Below are 18,484 nucleotides of genomic sequence, written 5' to 3'. Positions count from 1 at the left end.
GTCAGCGTAGCGTCTGCTCAACGAGCGTGACGAAATAGCGGAGCACGGTGGGGACGATGGCGTCGTTGAAGACATAGCGATCGCCGTGCAGCCCTTCGCCCAGTCTGACCGCTCCTGCGCCGACCCAGGCATAGCAGCCGCCGGCTTCGCGGACCATGTAGGCAAAATCCTCGCAGCCGAGGCTTGGGTTGAATGCGGTCTCGACCTGCTCGCGGCCGATAACCGCGGTTGCCGCCTGGACGGCCCGGTCAGTGGCAGCCGACGTGTTGACCAGCGGCGGGTAGCCTTTCTTGTAGGCGAGCTTGGCGGTGAGTGCATGCGCCGAGGCAATGCCTTGCGCGATGTCGCCGATCAGCCTTTCGCAATGGTCCGACAAAGTGGGCTCGAAGAAGCGGCAGGTTCCCTGCAGCCAGACCTTGCCCGGCACGATGTTGCCGACATTGCCGCCATGGATCTGGGTGATCGAAACGACCAGCGCCATTTGCGGGTCGACCGAACGGCTGACGATGCGCTGCACGGCTTGAACGAAGGCGCCGGCCGCGAGCACGGGATCGTCGCCTAGCTGCGGCATGGCGGCATGCGCGCCGGTCCCCTCAAAGTTCAGTTCGAAAGTGTCGACGGCCGCCATCATCGACCCGGCACGGGCCGCGATCTTTCCGAGCGGCAGCCCCGGCCAGTTGTGGACGGCGTAGACGGCTTCCACGGGGAAGCGCTCGAACAGTCCGTCCTCGATCATCCGCATGGCGCCGCCTTCATTTTCTTCCGCCGGCTGGAAGATGAAACAGACGGTGCCGTCGAAGGCTCTGTTGTCGGCGAGCAGCTTGGCGGCGCCGAGCAGCATCGCGATGTGCCCGTCGTGGCCGCAGGCATGCATCACGCCGTCTTTCTTCGACGCATATGGCAATCCTGTCTTCTCCAGCACGGGCAAGGCATCGAGTTCGGCGCGAAGCCCGATGGCGCGCACGCCTGGTCGTCCTCTGAGGACGCCAACCACGCCGGTGCCGCCTTTGCCTTCATGAACCTCGTCGAGCCCGAAGGTGCGCAGCTTGTCGGCGACGAAGCGCGCGGTCTCATACTCTTGGAAACCGAGTTCGGGGTTGGCGTGGATGTGATGCCGCCATTCCACCACCTGCGGGGTGAGGGCGGCGATGGGGTCGTTGTGCAGCATTGCGCTCTCCTTGCCGGCTATCGTAAATTCGGCCTTGTCGATGCCAGCACGTAAAGGATTTGCGCCGGCAGCGTCTTGAACAGGATTGACCGTGTCTGGAATTCAACAGCCTCAGGAGACGACGCAGTTCTGGCGTCATCCGCGCTTTCGCGATCTTGGCATGCTCAAGGCGCGCTTCACGCGGCATCGCTACCAGCTGCACACGCACCCGGCCTATGTCGTCGCCCTGATCACGCAAGGGTGCGAGCGGGTCCGCATCGGCAACGAGACTGTCCTCGCGCCGTCGGGCACGGTTCTGCTCGTCAATCCGGAGATATGGCATGACGGCGAGGCGGGTGCCGACCAGGGTTGGGCTTACCGCACCTTCTATCCGTCGGCCTCGCTCATGGGTGCGATCGCGGACGAACTCGGGCAGGATCGCCCGCCGTTGTTTTCGCAAGCGATCGTCGATGATGCCGATCTCGTCCAGGCAGTAGGCGTCGCGCACTTGGCTTCGACATCGGGTGATGCCACGAGCGCCGAAACATCCATGCTGATCGCCTTGCGCAAGCTCATCCTGCGCCATGGCGATTGGGGCGGCAGGCGGCGCGAGGCGGTCGAAAGCTTCGGATCGAAAAGCCGGCTCCGGGTCTATGAACAGGTCATCGAAGACCATCTGAACTCGGACCTCGATTTGCAGCGGCTCGCTGAAGCCGCAGGCGTGACGCGCTTTCAAGTTATCCGCGATTTCAGGAAAGTGCTGGGTCTCACCCCTGCTGCCTTCATCCGTGACCGCAAGCTGCGCCGTGCCGATCTGCTGATCCGGCAAGGTTCAGATCTCGCCGGTGCCGCCTTTGCGGCCGGCTTCTCCGACCAAAGCCATCTCTCGCGCACCTTCCGCGCCGCGCATGGAATGACGCCGGGGATGTTCAGGCGCGCCGGGACGCTGCCCTCGTCTTGAGAAGTCGAGCCATGTCGGCGGCCTTTGACGGCATGCCGATCAGAAAGCCCTGCACCTCGACGCAGCCAGCCTTGCGCAATATGTCGAGCTGCGCTTCGGTCTCGACGCCTTCGGCGGTGACGGTGATGCCAAGTTCGGCACCAAGCCCGATGATCGTGCGCACGATCGCCGCCGTGTCCTTGTTGTCGATATCGTGGATGAAGGAGCGGTCGATCTTGATCTTGTCGACGGGAAAACGCCTGAGATAGCCGAGCGACGAATAGCCGGTGCCGAAATCGTCGAGCGCGATGCGGATACCGAGTTCGCGCAGCTGCCTCAGCGTCTTCAGCACCGTCTCGCTCTCATCCATCAGCACGGTCTCGGTGATTTCCAGTTCGAGCCGGCTGGCCGGCACGCCGGAAACGGCCAGCGCCGAAATCACGCTGCGGGCAAAGTCGGCGCTTCTGATCTGCACTGCCGAGACATTGACGGCGATGCGCATTCCAGGCGGCCAGCCGGCGGCCACGCTGCAGGCCTGTTTCAGCGCCCATTCGCCCAGCGGAACGATCAGCCCGCTGTCTTCGGCGGCTGCGATGAAATCGTCGGGCGCCACCAGGCCGCGCGTCGGTGAATTCCACCGCATCAACGCTTCGGCGCCGACGATCTTGCCCGACGCGATGTTGGTGATCGGCTGGAACTCCAGCATGAACTCCCGCCGCTTCAGTGCCGTCTCGAGATCGGTTTCGAGCGCCAGGCGCGCCCGCACCAAGGCATCCATGCCGGGCTCGAAAAAGCGGTAAACGTTGCGGCCTTCGCTCTTGCCGCTGTAAAGCGCCATGTCGGCGTTCTTCAAAAGCGTGTCGGCGTCCTTGCCGTCACCGGGATACAGCGCGATGCCAAGGCTGATGCCGACATGCATCTCGCGGCCCTTGTCGCGAAACGGCTGGCTGACGACAGCGACGATGCGTTTTGCCAGTTGTTCCGCATCGGTGGAGCCTTTGGGATTGAACTGCAGGATGGCGAACTCGTCGCCACCGAGGCGGGCGACCATATCGGTGTCGCTGCGCAGGCTGTGCCGCAACCGCTCAGCCACGCATTTCAGCAGCCAGTCGCCGGCAGGGTGTCCCCAGGTGTCGTTGACGGCCTTGAAACGATCGAGGTCGAGCGAGAAGATCGCCAGCGGTGTATCGCCGGCCATCGCCTGGTCGAGCCGTTCGCGAAACATCGAGCGGTTGGGCAGGTCGGTCAGCGTGTCGTAATGTGCAAGGTGGCTCATGCGCTCTTCGGCGCGCCGGCGCTCGGTGATGTCTTCGAAGGTCGCCACCCAGCCGCCACCGGCAAGCGGCCGGCGCGCAACCAGCAGCGTTCGGCCATCGGCAAGGCTGCGGTCTGTCGAACGCTCCTCACCGGCCTGCAGGCTGGCTCTGGTGTTGGCGATCTCGCCGTCAATGTCCATCGACGGATAGATGCGCAGTCGCACCATCTGTTCGAGCAGGGAGCGCTGGCTCATGCCGAGCGGGAAGTCGTCAGGCGTGACCTTGTAGAGGTCGAGGAAGCGCTGGTTGCGCACGATCAGCGTGCCTTCGGCGTCGTACATCAACAGGCCTTGCGACATGTTGGCGAGCGCCGCATCGAAGCGGCGGTGCTGCTCCTTCAGTTCCTGCTCGGCCCGCCTTTGCTCCGTAATGTCCTCATAGATCGACACCCAGCCGCCTGAGGCCAGCGGCCGGTGCGTGATGGAAACGATACGTCCGTCCGACAGTATTTCCTCGTAGGTCGAGGCTTGCGCGCGCTCGATATAGGGCTTGCGGATGGCATACAGGTCTTCGGCGCTCTGTGAGGCGACACCGATGTCGACGCTGTGCTTTAGAATGTCCAGGAACGCGATGCCGGGCCGCACGATCTTCGCGTCGAGGGAGAAGATGCTGATATAGTTGCCGTTGCAGATGATCATCCGCTCGTCGGCGTCGAACATGCACAGCCCATGCGACATATTCTCGACGGCCGCCGAAAAGCGCTCGTTCTGGTGGCGCAGTTCGTCGGCGATCTGCCGTGGCGCGGCGACGCCTCCGGCTCCCCGTCTGCGGACGGGCGAACCACCCTTGACGTGCGCAACGGACATGAGGCGTGCCTGCTGACCGTGATCGAAACCCGGTACTGTGGTTACCGCTGGTTAATTTAGCGTATGTTCACTGCGCCGAATGCACGGCAACCGTTGCCTGGCGTTGCTTTTCAAGCGTTGCGTAGCGTTTGAGGAAGGCAGCTTGCGCCGAGGTCACCGAGTGCGGCTTAAAGTCGAAGCGGTCGGCATTGAACCCGCGCGGCCGGCCGAAGAACTCGGTTGCTTCTGCGGTCGAGAAACCGGCAAGCAGCGTCGCCTCGTAATAGGCGGCGATCTGGTCGGCGCGCTTGATCTCCTTGCGCAAGCCGACGCCGAGTTCGGGCGGCAGCGAAAAGCGCTGATGGATGGCGCGCTGGAGACGCAGCTCACACTCCTTGTAGGAGCCGCCCATTACCGATTTGAACGGCGAGATCATGTCGCCGATGACATATTCCGGCGCGTCATGCAGCAGTGCTGCCAACTGAGCGTTGGCCGAGGCGTCCGGCTGCAACTCGCTGAACAGCGCCTCGACCAGCAGCGAATGCTGGGCAACCGAAAAGGCGTGATCGCCGCGGGTCTGGCCGTTCCAGCGGGCGACGCGGGCAAGCCCGTGGGCGATGTCGGAGATTTCGATGTCGAGCGGCGAGGGGTCGAGCAGGTCGAGCCGCCGTCCCGACAGCATGCGCTGCCACGCGCGGAGTGGCGCTCCGACGCGATCGGCAGCCATCAGGCATCCTCCGCGCCGATGGCTTCCCTGGGAAAGCTGAACTGCGCCCAGGCCGGGATGGCGAGCGAGACGGTGACATCACCGGCCAGTACCGGCTGGCCAGCGTCGAGCGCCGCCTTGACCCGGTCGATGCGGGCAATGGCGAGGCCGGCCATGCCCGCGGTCGAGCCGAGCGTGCCGACCGGCTGCCCCGCAACCGTCAGCTCCGAGCCCGGCGCGGGCAAGGCGCGGTCGGCCGAAACGATCAGCACGCGGCGCCTGGCGGTGCCGCGATGCTGCATGCGCGAGACCACTTCCTGGCCGACATAGCAGCCTTTCTTGAAGCCGACGCCGCCGGTCTCGTCGAGCAGCACGTCGTGAGGGAAGGCTTCGCCGAGCTGATAATCGGAACCGCTTTCGGCAATGCCGTTGGCGATGCGGAGCGCCTGCCACGCAGCCGGGTCGCCACCTACGAATGCGCCGCCATAGGAGCGGCTCACAGCCACCTCGCGGAAGCGGGCATCGGCAAGTACCGTTGAATCAGACTGTGAAGCGCTTGAATCATCGCCCCACGCAACCGTCACAAGCACTTGATCCTGCCTGGCAATCTCGGCCTTGGCGCGCAGCTTGTAAAGCATCAGCCGGCGCAGGAAATCGTCTGCGATGTCGGCACGGCAATCCAGCCGGAATGCGTTCTCGCCGCTACGCGAGATCAGGAAATCGAACAGGATCTTGCCTTGCGGCGAAAGCAGCGCACCTGGCTTTGCCGCATCGACGGCCAGCGTGTCGAGGTCGGTGGTGAGGATATTCTGCAAAAAATGCTCGGCATCCGGGCCTGACACGGAAATGAGGGCGCGGTCTTTGAACAGGGCAAAAGGCATGGGCGGCAAAGAACCTGATCTTGCAAAACAGTCGGCCTTTACGTAAGCCGACGATACTCCCCCCGCAAGAGACCGAACGCCCATGGCCACCACCTACGACCTCATCCTGACAGGCGGCACTGTGGTCAACCATGATGGCGAAGCCGCGCGCGATGTCGGCGTCAAGGGTGGTCGTATCGTCGCAATAGGCGATCTTCGCCAAGCTTCGGCCGGCGAAGCGATCGACTGTCGCGGGCTGCACGTCCTGCCAGGCGTCGTCGACAGTCAGGTGCATTTTCGCGAGCCGGGGCTGGAGCACAAGGAAGATCTGGAGACGGGCTCGCGCGCGGCTGTGCTGGGCGGGGTCACCGCCGTCTTCGAAATGCCCAACACCAATCCGCTGACCACCAGCGAGGCGGCGCTTGCCGACAAGGTGCGCCGCGCCACCAGCCGGATGCATTGCGACTTCGCCTTCTGGGTTGGCGGCACGCGCGAGAATGCCGATGATGTCGGTGAGCTCGAGCGGCTGCCGGGTGCTGCCGGGATAAAGGTGTTCATGGGCTCGTCCACCGGCGACCTGCTGGTCGAGGACGACGAGGGTGTCGCATCGATCCTGCGCAACACCCGCCGCCGTGCCGCCTTTCACTCGGAGGACGAGTTCCGGCTGCGCGAGCGCCTGGGCCTGCGCGTCGAGGGCGACCCGTCATCGCATCCCGTCTGGCGCGACGAGATCGCGGCGCTTCGCTGTACCGAGCGGCTGGTGCGCATCGCGCGAAACACCCGCGCCCGCATCCATGTGCTGCATATCTCCACTGCCGAGGAAATCATCTTCCTCCAACAGCACAAGGATGTCGCCACCTGCGAGGCGACGCCGCACCATTTGACACTCGCCGCCGACGACTATGCGCGGCTGGGCACGCTGATCCAGATGAATCCCCCGGTTCGCGCGGCCCGCCATCGCGACGGCGTCTGGCACGGCATTGCGCAAGGCATCATTGACGTGCTCGGCTCCGATCACGCCCCGCACACGCCGGCCGAGAAGGCAAAGCCCTATCCGGCCTCGCCGTCTGGCATGACCGGGGTGCAGACGCTGGTGCCGATCATGCTCGACCATGTCAATTCAGGCCTGCTGACCCTGCAGCGCTTCGTCGACCTCTCCAGCCACGGCCCGCAGCGCATCTTCGGCATGGCCAGGAAAGGCCGCATCGCCGCCGGCTACGATGCCGATTTCACCATTGTCGACCTCCAGCGGCGCGAGACCATCACCAATGCGCAAGCCGGCTCCAGGGCCGGCTGGACGCCCTATGACGGCAAGGAAGTCACCGGCTGGCCGATCGGCACCATCGTGCGCGGCCGTCGCGTGATGTGGGAAGGCGAGATCGTCACGCCCGGGCAGGGCAGGCCGGTAGAGTTTTCCGAGGCGCTGCCGGCTTAGCGGTTTCTTGCTGCGTTGGATTTTTTAAGCGCTATCCACTACGTTAAGGGCATTATGAACGCAGATATCGCGCCCATGATTGTCCCTGCGGAGTTTCCGGAGCTCCAGGCGCTCGCCTGGAACCGCGATGCGGCACGCCCGATTCCGGCCGAAGAGGCATTTGCGCTGTATGAGCGTAATTGGCGGTTTGTCGATCAAAAGCGTCTTACTGTGCGTGAGAAGATGCTTATCCAAAGTTTGGCAGACAAATTCGGTCACGGCGTGCTCTTGACCGCCGGCTGATTTCCCTCACCTGGTCGTTCCTCGCAGCCGGAATATCAACAGGACACACCGCGAGCGTCATGATGGAATTCAAGAGGCCCGAGCACCAGATCATTGCCGAAGCGCTCGGGTTGATGGATCGCCATTTCCTGACCGCAAACCAGTGCTGGTTCGGCGGTGGCACTGCGATCGTTATGAAATTCGGGGAATATCGCCGCTCACTGGATGTGGACTTCCTGTGTGCCGACAGTGATGGCTATCGCGAATTGCGGACCTCCGCAGCCGAACGTGGCGTCAGAGCATTCTTTCCTGAGCCGGTCGAGGCTGTTCGGGACTTCCAGATCGATCAATATGGCTTGCGGACGATCGTGCGGTTGAAAGGCCAAACGATCAAGTTTGAAGTCATCCGCGAAGGCCGCATAAAACTGCGAGGCCATTTCGACGACGATCTGAATGTATCCGCCCTGGTCCCGGCGGATATGTTTGCCGAGAAGTTGCTGGCGAACGCGGATCGATGTCAGGACCGTGCAATTGCATATCGCGATGCCATCGATCTTGGAGTGCTGGTTGGCATCTATAAGGAAATCCCGAGCGACGCTGTTGGCAAGGCGAAGGCGGCCTATGGCGTGGATATCGAGCGCAAGGTGGCTTGGGTGGTAAACAGGCTGCGGGACAAGGAAGAATTGCGGCATGCCGCCGAGGTGCTGCAAATGGATCCCAACGCGGCGGTCGAAGCGATTTCGGCCCTTCGAAATGAAGGTATCCGCTTATGGCCTGACACAGGCCTCGAGCTTTCTAGCCCTAGCCAGTAGCCATCCCAGGGGAATCGCCGTTCAATCCCCGGCGACGAAGAATGTCCACTGCCCGGCCGGCGTGATGCCGACGCGGTAGAAGATGTAGGCGCCGAACTGCTTCATGTCGTCATAGTCGCCGGCGGTGACGATCTTGAACAGTTCGACCCGCTGTCTGGCGTTGAGCTTGTCCAGCGGCAGGGCGAAGAAATACGGCCAGACATAGAGTTCCTGCGGTGTGCCGACGTCTACATGGACATAGCCGGCATTGAGCACCTCTTCCAGGATAGCGAGGATTTCCTGACCTTCCTTGTCGCCCGATAGCCCTTTCAGGAACGCGATCGGGTCGCCCTCGATTTCGCCCAGCGACAATTGGGTCATGGTGTCGCCCTTGCCGATCAGCGGCCGCAGCTTCTCGATGTCGCCGCTGACGCAGGCCTCGACCATCAGATCGCGCATGCGCCTGACGGGCTCCGGCAATTTGGAAAGGTCGTAGACGACTTCAGGCACCGGCCCTTCGGGATCGGCACTTGGGTTGGCCACGCCGCCATCGTTGGCGGGGGCTTCCGGCTGGCTTTGTCCGGGCTCTGACGGCGATTTCGGCCGGCTGGCCGCCGGCGGCGTCCTGCCGGGCAGGTCGGGCATTGGCACTGAATTTTCAGACGGCGCCGTCTCACCATTGGCGGGTGGCCCGGCAGGAGCTGGAAGCTCCTCGCGCTTGATCTCGCTCAGCGCGCAGGCAGGGTTGCTGGTCAGGACAAGCGCCAGCGGAACCGCGGCGCAGGAAGCGGCAAGCCAGATGCTGAGGACCACGCCGCGAGGCCGGCCTGACATCGAAAAATTCACCGCTTGCCTCTCCTCGGGCCTAGGCTCTTCAGGCATGATGCCCAAACGACTCGCCGTCGTCAAAGAACCGGTAAGCTGGCAGTGCACCCTCTGAGACGCGCGACGCCTAGTGCCGAAACCGCTCCGGCTCGAAGGCGCCGGCGATCACCTTTTCACGCATGCGATCGAGCAGGGCAAGGGCCGAGGTTTCGCCATTGGCTCGCAGCATCTCGCCGAACGCGGTTTCAAGCGCTGCCTCGGCGATGATTTCAGGTTCTATGCCGGCCGACAGACCTTCCGCCCAGGCCTCGCTATGGCTTTCCACCGCGGTCAGGCGCTTTTCTTCCCTGACCAGCGCGTCGATGTCGTTGACGCCATGTTCCATTTGCGATGTCCACCTTTTCAAGCGGCGGTCCGACGGGTCGGATCCGGCTTGGCTGCCCTTATCTCACGCAGGCTAGGTAAGTGTCCGTAAATACGACATTTTTTTGATCGTCTTTGCAAACTTCGTCGCCTGCGTTCGGTCCGATTCAAACTTAGCCGATTAGACCGGTGAGCGGGATGAAAACCTTCAGTTTGAGTTAATTCGGCATTCGCGCACTAACGTTTCGTTAATACTGTTGCGCAAGTGCAACACCAAGATTGCATCAACGATGCCGTGGATACAAGGCGGGTGCTCGAAAAGGCGTGGCTAAACGCCGTCTGGCGCTCGTCAGTTGCCGTAACGCGAGGCGATGTCGCGCGACAGCGTCTCGCCTTCCTTCATGTAGCGGCTGATGGCTTCGGTCGCTGACGGCGTGCATTGGGTATAGGTGCCGCCGAAGGAACGGTAGCCGCGGTTGAAGCTGGCGATGAAGCGGGCGCGCCGCTCGGGATCGGGATTTTCTGAATCGATCAGCTTTTCCATCTCGGAGCGCCACTGGTCGCCCTTTTCGCCGCACAGATTGCGCAGGAAATGCAGCGACCCCAGCACCTCGGCCAGTCGCATCAGCCCGGGCTCGAACGGCGACTCGGCGGCCAGCGCCGGCTGCACGCCAACAGCCGTGGCGGTGGCGATGCATGCGGCAAGGAACAGCGAGGTGCGGGTCATAAGTCTATCTGACGAAACATTTTGTCGCCTGCAAGGCGATTCTCGGAGCGGCAGATATGGGCCTGCTTCAGGCCAAAAGCTCTTCAGCCACCTCCATGACGTCACCCGCGAGCGGCAGCGTCGCCATTTCATCAAGACTATAGAAGGCAGCGGTCTCGGCATCGTCGCTGGCCGTCGCTTCGCCGCCGGCATAAACGGCGCCGAACACGGTCAGCAGATAGTCGACCGGGTGATTCTCGCCGCTGCCGTCGATGCGGATGTCGCGAAGCGGACGATAGTCCTGCGCACGCAGCCCGGTTTCCTCCAGCAATTCGCGCGACGCTGCTTCTTGCAGCGTCTCGCCGGGCTCGACCTTGCCGCCGGGAAAGGCATAAAGCCCCTGCGACGGCGGCCGCGCCCGCTTGACCAGCAGCACCGTCCTGCCGCGCACGACGGCGACCGAGACTGCGGGAAGTGTCTTGCGCTGCTCGTTCATCGATATCGATTCGCTTATGTGAGGCCACACCCTGTGGACCGGCTGGCAGCGAGCAGCTTTAGCGGTTGCGCAGCGCCGGTTCCATCGCCACGTTCGCGATCGGATCAATTCATCGAGCTTGCCAATGTGCGGACGCTTTGCCCTGACGGCCACGCCGGACCAGACCGCCGCCTTGCTCGGCGTGGCGGAGCTGGACGATTTTCCGGCCCGCTACAACATCGCGCCGACGCAGCCGGTGCTGATGGCGCTGTCGGGGCCGCCGCGCATGCCGGGCTCGAATTTCCCGGATCGCCAGGCGATGCTGGTGCGCTGGGGGCTGGTCCCCACCTGGGTCAAGGACACCAGGAAATTTCCGCTGCTCATCAACGCGCGTTCGGAAGGCGCTATTGAAAAAGCCTCGTTCAAAGCCGCCATGCGCCATCGCCGTGCCTTGGTGCCGGCCTCCGGCTTCTATGAGTGGCAGCAATCCGGCAGCGGCAAGAAGGGCCAGCCCTACTGGATACGGCCGAGGCGTGGCGGGTTGATCGCCTTTGCCGGGCTGATTGAAACCTATTCCGAGCCGGGCGGTTCGGAAATGGACACCGGCGCCATTCTTACCGTCAACGCCAATGCCAGCATCGCCCATATCCATGACCGGATGCCGGTGGTGATCGCGCCTGAAGATTTTGACCGCTGGCTGGACTGCCGCACGCTCGAACCGCGCGACGTGGCCGACCTGCTCAAACCCGCGCTGCCCGATTTCTTCGAGGCAATTCCGGTCTCCGACCTCGTCAGCAAGGTCGCCAACACCGGGCCGGAGATACAGGACATGGGCATCGTCGAGCCCGACAAGGTCAGGCGCCAGAAGCCCGGCGCGGACGGCAGTCAGATGACGCTGTTTTAGAGCGCGTTCCCAAGAAGCCAGTCCGGCCTTCGGGAAGAACCTGCTCAATAGGAAGAGCTGTTGTTTCAGGCGCGCTATGGGGCCTCAGCCTTCCGTTCCGGCGCACGCCTTGTCGGCGGCGGCACGATGCCTGTTCAGGCAGCGCGGGGCGAAGTGATTTTCGGCGCCGGCTTTTTATTCTTCGCGGTATGGAGAAGGGCGGCGACGATCGCGGCCGGGCCGATCGCACGGTAGTGGTTGGCGAGCGCCGGTTGCTTGGCGCGGCTCGATTCCTGCTTGGTTCGTGACATCGATCTCTTCCCTGGTAACATTTCCGTGTCTGCGTTTGCCGGCCGAATCTGACCGAATCGTGACCTATGGTGGACTAGCCGGCGAATGTTTCATGACTGTGCCGACATGTTTAATAAAATGTTTCAGCGGCTCCTGACCTATGATCCAGCGACGCTTTTGCTGGAAGTTGCGACTTGACGGCAACACCGCCCAAGGCGATAAAGCCGCCGATGAAAACGTTTTTCGCCATTTGTGGCATTTGCATTATTGGCTAGCTTCGCGCTGGTCCGGACGTTTTCGCCTCATTTTTCCCCAGAGTGGACAAACGCCCCGGCCAGCAGGCTGGAGCCCGATTTGTGCCTTGGCACAGGTAAGGCTCTCTCCAGAACTTAACGGACCGGAAGGGCACGCATGTCTGACGCATCGAAGGGTCTCAGCCTCTACAACACGCTAACGCGGACGAAGGACGTGTTCGTCCCGATCGACCTGTCGAATGTGCGCATGTATGTCTGCGGCCCAACCGTCTACGACTTTGCCCATATCGGCAATGCGCGTCCGGCTATCGTCTTCGACGTGCTGTTCCGTTTGCTGCGTCACCTCTACGGCGAGACTGGTGTCACGTATGTGCGCAACATCACAGATGTCGACGACAAGATTAACGCCCGCGCGCTGCGCGATTTCGGCGCCGAGATCGCGTCGGGAAACCTGACGCTCAACGAAGCGATCCGCCGCGTCACCGAAAAGACCGCCGATCAGTACCACAAGGATGTCGCCGCACTAGGCTGCTTGCCGCCGACGGTCGAGCCGCGCGCCACCGAGTTCGTGGCGCGCCGCGCCGACGGCAAGGTTGACATGATCACCCTCATCGAACGTTTGATCGAACGCGGCCACGCCTATGTCGCCGCCGGCGAAGTGCTGTTCGACACCGCCTCGATGCCGGAATATGGCGAGCTGTCGAAGCGTAATCTCGACGAACAGCAGGCCGGTGCGCGAATTGCCGTCGACGCTCACAAGAAGAACCCGGGCGATTTCGTGCTGTGGAAATTGTCGTCACCGGAAGAGCCCGGCTGGGACAGCCCATGGGGCAGGGGCCGGCCCGGTTGGCACATCGAATGCTCGGCCATGTCGGCCGCCTATCTCGGCGATGTCTTCGATATCCATGGCGGCGGCTTGGACCTGATCTTCCCCCACCATGAGAACGAGATCGCCCAGTCGCGTTGCGCCCACGGCACCGACGTCATGGCCAATGTCTGGATGCACAACGGCTTCCTGCAGGTCGAGGGCCAGAAAATGTCGAAGAGCCTCGGCAATTTCTACGCCATCGCCGAACTGCTGGAGACCGACACTTTCGGCGGCCGCAAATGGCCGGGCGAGGTGCTGCGGCTGGCGATGCTGATGACGCATTACCGCGAGCCGATCGACTTTTCCGTACGCAAGCTGGAAGAGGCCGAGAATACGCTGCGCAAATGGAAGCGCGCCGCCGATCTCGCCCCGTCGGCAGGGCAAGTTCCGGCGGAGGTTGTGGCGGCGCTGTCTGACGACCTCGCCACCTATGCCGCCTTCCAGCAGCTCACGCAGCTTGCCGGTGAGGCCGCGGAGGGCAACGAAGCGGCCGCATCGCTGAAGGCATCGCTGTTGTTCCTCGGCTTCGATATCGGCGCGGCCAAGGTCGACGAGGTTGCGGTCGCCAAGGCGATCGCCAAGCGCTTGGAACTGATCGCAGCGAAAAACTGGGCCGAAGCCGATCGCATCCGCGATGAGCTTCTGGCGCAGGGCGTGCAGCTGAAAGACGGCAAGGATCCTATCACTGGCGAACGCGTGACGACGTGGGAGGTAAAGCGGTGAGGGTGGCGCGAGACACCGTTGTAAGATTGGCGAAGGCCGGAGCGACAGCCAATCTCCCCCCTTGCGGGGGAGATGTCCGGCAGGACAGAGGGGGGTGTGAAGGAACGCCAGCGTTCCTTCTTGCCCACTTTCATTTCGGTCACTTTCTGAGAACGCAATGGCTGCCGGTTGAGACGCTGGCGGGACAGCACTCCCCTCTGTCCTGCCGGACATCTCCCCCGCAAGGGGGGAGATCAGCCCTCGCCTCGGTTTTCGCTAATCGCCAGCGCGGAGTGGCCTGAGCATGGGTCACGACCTCGTTCCATCGCGTCAGCGCAAGAATGCAAAGTCCATGCGTCGCGTCATGACCGATGCCGAGCTGAAACTGTGGAATGAGTTGCGGGCTCACCGGCTGATGGGGATGAGCTTTCGCCGACAGGTACCGATTAGGCCCTACATTGTCGACTTCGCCTGTTCGGCCCACCACCTCGTAGTCGAGGTTGATGGCAGTCAGCATGCCGACGTAGAAGATGCAGAACGCGACAAGGCACGCAGCGCTCAATTGAGTGCCAGTGGCTGGACCATCCTGCGCTTCTGGAACGACGACGTCATCCGCGATATCGACAATGTCTGCCAGCACATCGTGATCGAGGCCGGCTTGGCCGGCGCCGACGTGCCGGCGCCAGCAAGGGAGGAACTTGTTTCATGATCGACCATCTCGGCATCAATGTCGCCGATTTCGGCGCGTCGAAAGCCTTTTATGACCAGGCGATGGCGCCGCTTGGCGCCTCGCTGATCTACATGGTGCCACTGGAATATACCGGCGGCGCCAAGGTCGGCGGTTATGGCCGCGACCGGCCGGTGTTCTGGCTGCAGGCCAGCGATGACAAGCCGAGGACCCATCAGCACGTCGCCTTCACCGCGCGCAGCCGCGCCGAGGTCGACGCCTTCCATGCCGCGGCGCTCGCCGCCGGCGGCAAGGACAATGGCGGGCCGGGGCTGCGCCCGCATTATCACCCGGACTATTACGGCGCCTTCGTCTTGGATCCCGACGGCAACAATGTCGAGGCCGTCTGCCATGCGCCCGAATGACTATGAAACGGAGTGAAACGCCATGAGCCTCGACAACCGGCCGATCTACACCGGCGGCTGCCAGTGCGGCGCGGTGCGCTTTCGCGTCGAGGGTGCGCTGGGTGACGCCTCGATCTGCCATTGCCGCATGTGCCAGAAGGCGTTCGGCTCATTTTACGCGCCCCTGGTCTCGGTGCGTGGCGCCAAACTCGACTGGACGCGCGGCGAACCGAAATATTTCGCCTCGTCCAGCCATGTCGATCGTGGCTTTTGCGCCAATTGCGGCACGCCGCTGACCTTTACCGCGCCCGACGGCATCGGCCTCGCCATTGGCGCCTTCGACAATCCGGCTGATATCGTGCCGCTGATCCAGTGGGGCACGGAGGCAAAACTTCCCTATGTCGATACCATCCCGCAATTGCCGGCCGAGGACACTATGGCCGACATGTCGTCGGCGCCTTATCTCGCCGAGCTCGTCTCCTACCAGCATCCCGACCATGACACCGACCAATGGGACACCGAACACCGGCCGCCAGAGGGAAAATCATGACGGATGAAGTTCGAACCGGCGGCTGCCAGTGCGGCGCCGTGCGTTTCCGCATCAAGGGCAAGCTCGGCCGGGCGTCCATCTGCCATTGCCGCATGTGCCAGAAACAGTTCGGGTCGTTTTTCGGCGCCCTGGTGACAGTGCCCAAGGATGGCGTCGAATGGGTGCGCGAGGAGCCGACCTACTTCCAGTCGTCGGTCAACATCGATCGCGGCTTCTGTGCCCGCTGCGGTACACCGCTGACCTATCGCCAACCTGGCGCACTGGAGATCGCCATCGGCGCCTTCGACGACCGCTCCGATCTGGCGCCGCAAATCCAGGTCAACTACGCGGTCCGATTGCCTTGGGTGGAAACGATCTTTGACCAGCCCGTGCATCAGGATCCGGATTTCTACTCCCGCCAGGAGCAGATCATCTCGTTCCAGCATCCCGACCACGAAACCACGGACTGGCCCGCGCACGGCCTGAAGATATGAGCAATGAAATGAACAGTGAACTTCGTACTCTTTATCCCGAGATCGAGGCCTTCGAGTCCGGCATGCTCGATGTCGGCGACGGCCATCATATCTATTGGGAGCGCTCCGGCACCAGGGGCGCCAAGCCGGCCGTGTTCCTGCATGGCGGTCCTGGCGGCGGCTTCTCGCCAAAACATCGGCAATTGTTCGACCCGAAGCTTTACGACGTCATCCTGTTCGACCAGCGCGGCTGCGGGAAATCGACACCCAACGCCTCGCTCGAGGCCAACACCACCTGGCACCTGGTTGCCGACATCGAGCGGCTGCGTGAGATGTGCGGCTTCGAAAAATGGCTGGTGTTCGGCGGCTCGTGGGGCTCGACGCTGGCGCTGGCCTATGCCGAGACGCATCCTAATCGCGTCAGCGAGCTTGTCGTGCGCGGCATCTACACGCTGACCCGCGCCGAGCTCGAATGGTACTATCAGTTCGGCGTCTCCGAGATGTTCCCCGACAAATGGGAGCGTTTCCTGGCGCCAATTCCTGAAGCCGAGCGCGGCGACATGATGGCCGCTTACCGCAGGCGGTTGGTCGGCGCCGATGGCAAGGCGCAGCTGGAAGCCGCCCTTGCCTGGAGCCTGTGGGAAGGTGAGACGATCACGCTGCTACCGGAGCCGGAGACCAGCGACAAGTTCGGCGAGGACCACTTCGCCATCGCCTTTGCCCGCATCGAGAACCACTATTTCGTCCACGCCGGCTGGCTGGAGGAGGGGCAGCTTCTGCGCGATGCCCATAAGCTCGCGGATATTCCCGGCACAATCGTCCACGGCCGCTACGACATGCCGTGCCCGGCGCGCTATGCCTGGGCCCTGCACAAGGCCTGGCCGAAGGCGGATTTCCACCTCATTGAAGGCGCCGGCCATTCCTATTCGGAGCCGGGGATTCTGGATCGGCTGATACGCGCGACGGATGGGTTTGCGAGGAAATGACAGCGCGTGGCACCCCCCTCTGTCCTGCCGGACATCTCCCCCTCAAGGGGGGAGATTGGCTGTCATCGGCGCTTTCGCAAATCTTCATCGCTGCAGGAAACGATCCGACGCTAAAGCTGCCGATCTTCCCCCTTGAGGGGGAGATGGCCGGCAGGCCAGAGGGGGGTGCTCGCGCGCCAACAGAACAATGACCAAACAACGCCTCTATCTCTTCGACACAACCCTCCGCGATGGCCAGCAGACGCCGGGCATCGACTTTTCCGTCGAGGACAAGATCGCGATTGCCAAGCTGCTCGATGAGTTCGGCATGGACTATGTCGAAGGCGGCTATCCCGGCGCCAATCCGACCGACACCGCCTTCTTCCAGCAGAAGCGCACGGCGAAGGCAAAGTTCGTCGCCTTCGGCATGACCAAGCGGGCAGGCGTGTCGGCATCCAACGACCCGGGCCTGGCAGCGCTCGTGCAGTCCAAGTCCGACGCCATCTGCTTCGTCGCCAAGAGCTGGGACTATCATGTCCGCGTCGCGCTCGGCTGCACCAATGAGGAAAACCTCGACTCCATCAAGGCTTCGGTCGAAGCAGCAATCGCCGCGGGCAAGGAAGCGATGGTCGATTGCGAGCATTTCTTCGACGGCTTCAAGGCCAATCCGGACTACGCACTGGCCTGCGCCAGGACTGCCTATGAAGCCGGCGCGCGCTGGGTGGTGTTGTGCGACACCAATGGCGGCACGCAGCCCTCGGAAGTGCGCGCCATCGTCGACAAGGTCATTGTTTCAGGTATTCCGGGCGGCCATCTCGGCATCCATGCCCATGACGACACCGGCCAGGCGGTGGCCAATTCGCTCGCCGCCGTCGAGGCCGGCGTGCGCCAGATCCAAGGCACGCTGAACGGCATCGGCGAGCGCTGCGGCAACGCCAATCTGGTCTCGATCGTACCGACGCTGGCGCTGAAGCCGGCCTTCGCCGATCGGTTTGAAACCGGCATCTCGGCCGAGGCGCTGACCGGGATATCCCGGCTTTCCCGCGCCTTCGACGAATTGCTGAACCGCGCTCCGGAAGCGCAGGCGCCCTATGTCGGCGCCTCGGCCTTCGCCACCAAGGCCGGCATCCATGCCTCCGCACTGGCCAAGGAGCCGGCGACCTATGAACATGTGCCGCCCGAGGCGGTAGGCAACCGCCGCCGCGTTATGGTTTCGGACCAGGGCGGCAAGGCCAATTTCCTCGCCGAGCTGAAGCGGCGCGGCATCGATGTGCCCAGAGACGACCATCGTCTCGATGCGCTGATCTCGGTGGTCAAGGAGCGCGAGGCCGAGGGCTACGCCTATGAGGGCGCCGATGCCTCCTTCGAGCTGTTGGCGCGCAAAATGCTGCACGGCCTGCCGGAGTTCTTCAACGTCACTTCGTTCCGCTGCATGGTCGAGCGCCGCTTCGATGCCAACGGCCAGTTGAAGACGGTCTCCGAAGCCATCGTCAAGGTGATGGTCGAGGGCGAGGAGAAGATGTCGGTGGCCGAAGGCCACGGCCCGGTCAACGCGCTCGACATCGCGTTGCGCAAGGACCTCGGCAAATTCCAGAGCGAGATCGCCGACATGGAGCTCGCCGATTTCAAGGTGCGTATCCTCAATGGCGGCACCGAGGCGATCACCCGCGTCCTGATCGAATCGCATGACGGCACCGGCGCCCGCTGGTGGACGGTCGGCGTCTCGGAAAACATCATCGACGCCTCCTTCCAGGCGCTGATGGATTCGATCGTCTACAAGCTGATGAAGAACCGCGACATGGCGGGATTGGTGGCGGCGGAGTAAGCTTGCAGGACTT

Annotated in this window: 21 protein-coding genes; 12 read left to right on the top strand and 9 right to left on the bottom strand. The window is 63.0% G+C overall.

The genetic code is table 11. The features are described from left to right. Nucleotide 1 precedes the first annotated feature (1 nt). Nucleotides 2–1,168, bottom strand: coding sequence for an amidohydrolase (locus NKI15_RS10155; protein WP_352514218.1), 1,167 nt, complete (start codon nt 1,166–1,168; stop codon nt 2–4). A 91-nt stretch (nt 1,169–1,259) separates the two neighbouring features. Between NKI15_RS10155 and NKI15_RS10150 the strand changes: the two genes are divergently transcribed. Then, a complete protein-coding gene (locus tag NKI15_RS10150) occupies nt 1,260–2,108 on the top strand; it encodes an AraC family transcriptional regulator (protein ID WP_352514219.1) in 849 nt (282 codons plus the stop codon). Here NKI15_RS10150 and NKI15_RS10145 read toward each other — a convergent pair. The 3 genes from NKI15_RS10145 to ygfZ all read right to left on the bottom strand — a co-directional run bounded on the left by NKI15_RS10145 (nt 2,077) and on the right by ygfZ (nt 5,775). Continuing rightward, the gene (locus NKI15_RS10145) at nt 2,077–4,209 is read right to left on the bottom strand and encodes a putative bifunctional diguanylate cyclase/phosphodiesterase (RefSeq protein ID WP_352514220.1); all 2,133 of its coding nucleotides are present in this window, start codon (nt 4,207–4,209) and stop codon (nt 2,077–2,079) included. The genes NKI15_RS10150 and NKI15_RS10145 overlap by 32 nt on opposite strands. Nucleotides 4,210–4,276: 67 nt before the next feature. Then, a complete protein-coding gene (locus NKI15_RS10140) occupies nt 4,277–4,915 on the bottom strand; it encodes an HD domain-containing protein (RefSeq protein ID WP_352514221.1) in 639 nt (212 codons plus the stop codon). After that, nucleotides 4,915–5,775 carry a CAF17-like 4Fe-4S cluster assembly/insertion protein YgfZ gene (gene ygfZ, locus NKI15_RS10135; RefSeq protein ID WP_352514222.1) on the bottom strand — a complete coding sequence of 287 codons (861 nt, stop codon included), beginning with the start codon at nt 5,773–5,775 and terminating at the stop codon, nt 4,915–4,917. Before ygfZ ends, NKI15_RS10140 begins: the two co-directional genes overlap by 1 nt. 82 nt (nt 5,776–5,857) lie before the next feature. On the opposite strand from ygfZ, the gene NKI15_RS10130 reads away from it, so the two are divergent. From NKI15_RS10130 to NKI15_RS10120, 3 genes are all read left to right on the top strand, one after another. After that, nucleotides 5,858–7,189, top strand: coding sequence for a dihydroorotase (locus tag NKI15_RS10130; RefSeq protein ID WP_352514223.1), 1,332 nt, complete (start codon nt 5,858–5,860; stop codon nt 7,187–7,189). A gap of 54 nt (nt 7,190–7,243) precedes the next feature. Then, nucleotides 7,244–7,471, top strand: a complete 228-nt coding sequence (locus NKI15_RS10125) for a hypothetical protein (RefSeq protein WP_027049982.1) — start codon at nt 7,244–7,246, stop codon at nt 7,469–7,471. Nucleotides 7,472–7,533: 62 nt separating this feature from the next. Further along, nucleotides 7,534–8,262, top strand: coding sequence for a nucleotidyl transferase AbiEii/AbiGii toxin family protein (locus tag NKI15_RS10120; protein WP_352514275.1), 729 nt, complete (start codon nt 7,534–7,536; stop codon nt 8,260–8,262). 21 nt (nt 8,263–8,283) lie between these two features. Here the strand turns inward: NKI15_RS10120 and NKI15_RS10115 are convergent, their stop codons facing one another. The 4 genes from NKI15_RS10115 to NKI15_RS10100 all read right to left on the bottom strand — a co-directional run bounded on the left by NKI15_RS10115 (nt 8,284) and on the right by NKI15_RS10100 (nt 10,631). Beyond that, nucleotides 8,284–9,087, bottom strand: a complete 804-nt coding sequence (locus tag NKI15_RS10115; protein WP_352514224.1) for a hypothetical protein — start codon at nt 9,085–9,087, stop codon at nt 8,284–8,286. 106 nt (nt 9,088–9,193) lie between these two features. Continuing rightward, nucleotides 9,194–9,451 carry a hypothetical protein gene (locus tag NKI15_RS10110; protein ID WP_023673564.1) on the bottom strand — a complete coding sequence of 86 codons (258 nt, stop codon included), beginning with the start codon at nt 9,449–9,451 and terminating at the stop codon, nt 9,194–9,196. Nucleotides 9,452–9,778: 327 nt separating this feature from the next. Continuing rightward, nucleotides 9,779–10,156, bottom strand: coding sequence for a TIGR02301 family protein (locus tag NKI15_RS10105; protein WP_352514225.1), 378 nt, complete (start codon nt 10,154–10,156; stop codon nt 9,779–9,781). A gap of 67 nt (nt 10,157–10,223) precedes the next feature. After that, nucleotides 10,224–10,631, bottom strand: coding sequence for an NUDIX hydrolase (locus NKI15_RS10100; RefSeq protein ID WP_023827490.1), 408 nt, complete (start codon nt 10,629–10,631; stop codon nt 10,224–10,226). Nucleotides 10,632–10,755: 124 nt separating this feature from the next. On the opposite strand from NKI15_RS10100, the gene NKI15_RS10095 reads away from it, so the two are divergent. Next, on the top strand, nt 10,756–11,514 hold the full coding sequence (locus NKI15_RS10095; RefSeq protein ID WP_023754766.1) for an SOS response-associated peptidase: 759 nt from the start codon (nt 10,756–10,758) through the stop codon (nt 11,512–11,514). Between the two features lie 134 nt (nt 11,515–11,648). On the opposite strand, the gene NKI15_RS10090 is transcribed toward NKI15_RS10095, so the two are convergent. Further along, nucleotides 11,649–11,804 (bottom strand): hypothetical protein, encoded by a 156-nt coding sequence (locus tag NKI15_RS10090; RefSeq protein WP_023673568.1) that lies wholly within the window; start codon nt 11,802–11,804, stop codon nt 11,649–11,651. A gap of 391 nt (nt 11,805–12,195) precedes the next feature. Between NKI15_RS10090 and cysS the strand changes: the two genes are divergently transcribed. The 7 genes from cysS (at nt 12,196) to cimA (ending at nt 18,471) form a co-directional block, all read left to right on the top strand. Next, nucleotides 12,196–13,629 (top strand): cysteine--tRNA ligase, encoded by a 1,434-nt coding sequence (cysS, locus tag NKI15_RS10085; RefSeq protein WP_023805687.1) that lies wholly within the window; start codon nt 12,196–12,198, stop codon nt 13,627–13,629. 283 nt (nt 13,630–13,912) lie between these two features. Continuing rightward, nucleotides 13,913–14,317, top strand: a complete 405-nt coding sequence (locus tag NKI15_RS10080) for an endonuclease domain-containing protein (protein ID WP_023684473.1) — start codon at nt 13,913–13,915, stop codon at nt 14,315–14,317. Then, nucleotides 14,314–14,700: a VOC family protein gene (locus tag NKI15_RS10075; RefSeq protein ID WP_023684472.1), complete on the top strand. Its 387-nt coding sequence runs from the start codon at nt 14,314–14,316 to the stop codon at nt 14,698–14,700. Before NKI15_RS10080 ends, NKI15_RS10075 begins: the two co-directional genes overlap by 4 nt. 22 nt (nt 14,701–14,722) lie before the next feature. Further along, nucleotides 14,723–15,229 (top strand): GFA family protein, encoded by a 507-nt coding sequence (locus NKI15_RS10070; protein WP_023705379.1) that lies wholly within the window; start codon nt 14,723–14,725, stop codon nt 15,227–15,229. Next, a complete protein-coding gene (locus tag NKI15_RS10065; RefSeq protein WP_023684470.1) occupies nt 15,226–15,702 on the top strand; it encodes a GFA family protein in 477 nt (158 codons plus the stop codon). The genes NKI15_RS10070 and NKI15_RS10065 overlap by 4 nt, the downstream gene beginning before the upstream one ends. An 8-nt stretch (nt 15,703–15,710) precedes the next feature. Then, nucleotides 15,711–16,667 (top strand): prolyl aminopeptidase, encoded by a 957-nt coding sequence (gene pip, locus NKI15_RS10060; RefSeq protein ID WP_023824156.1) that lies wholly within the window; start codon nt 15,711–15,713, stop codon nt 16,665–16,667. Nucleotides 16,668–16,854: 187 nt separating this feature from the next. After that, the gene (cimA, locus tag NKI15_RS10055; RefSeq protein ID WP_023709768.1) at nt 16,855–18,471 is read left to right on the top strand and encodes a citramalate synthase; all 1,617 of its coding nucleotides are present in this window, start codon (nt 16,855–16,857) and stop codon (nt 18,469–18,471) included. Nucleotides 18,472–18,484 lie beyond the last annotated feature (13 nt).

It is taken from the genome of Mesorhizobium sp. M0862, assembly GCF_040319795.1.
GTDB lineage: Bacteria > Pseudomonadota > Alphaproteobacteria > Rhizobiales > Rhizobiaceae > Mesorhizobium.
This window is presented reverse-complemented; position numbering and strand designations above follow the sequence as displayed.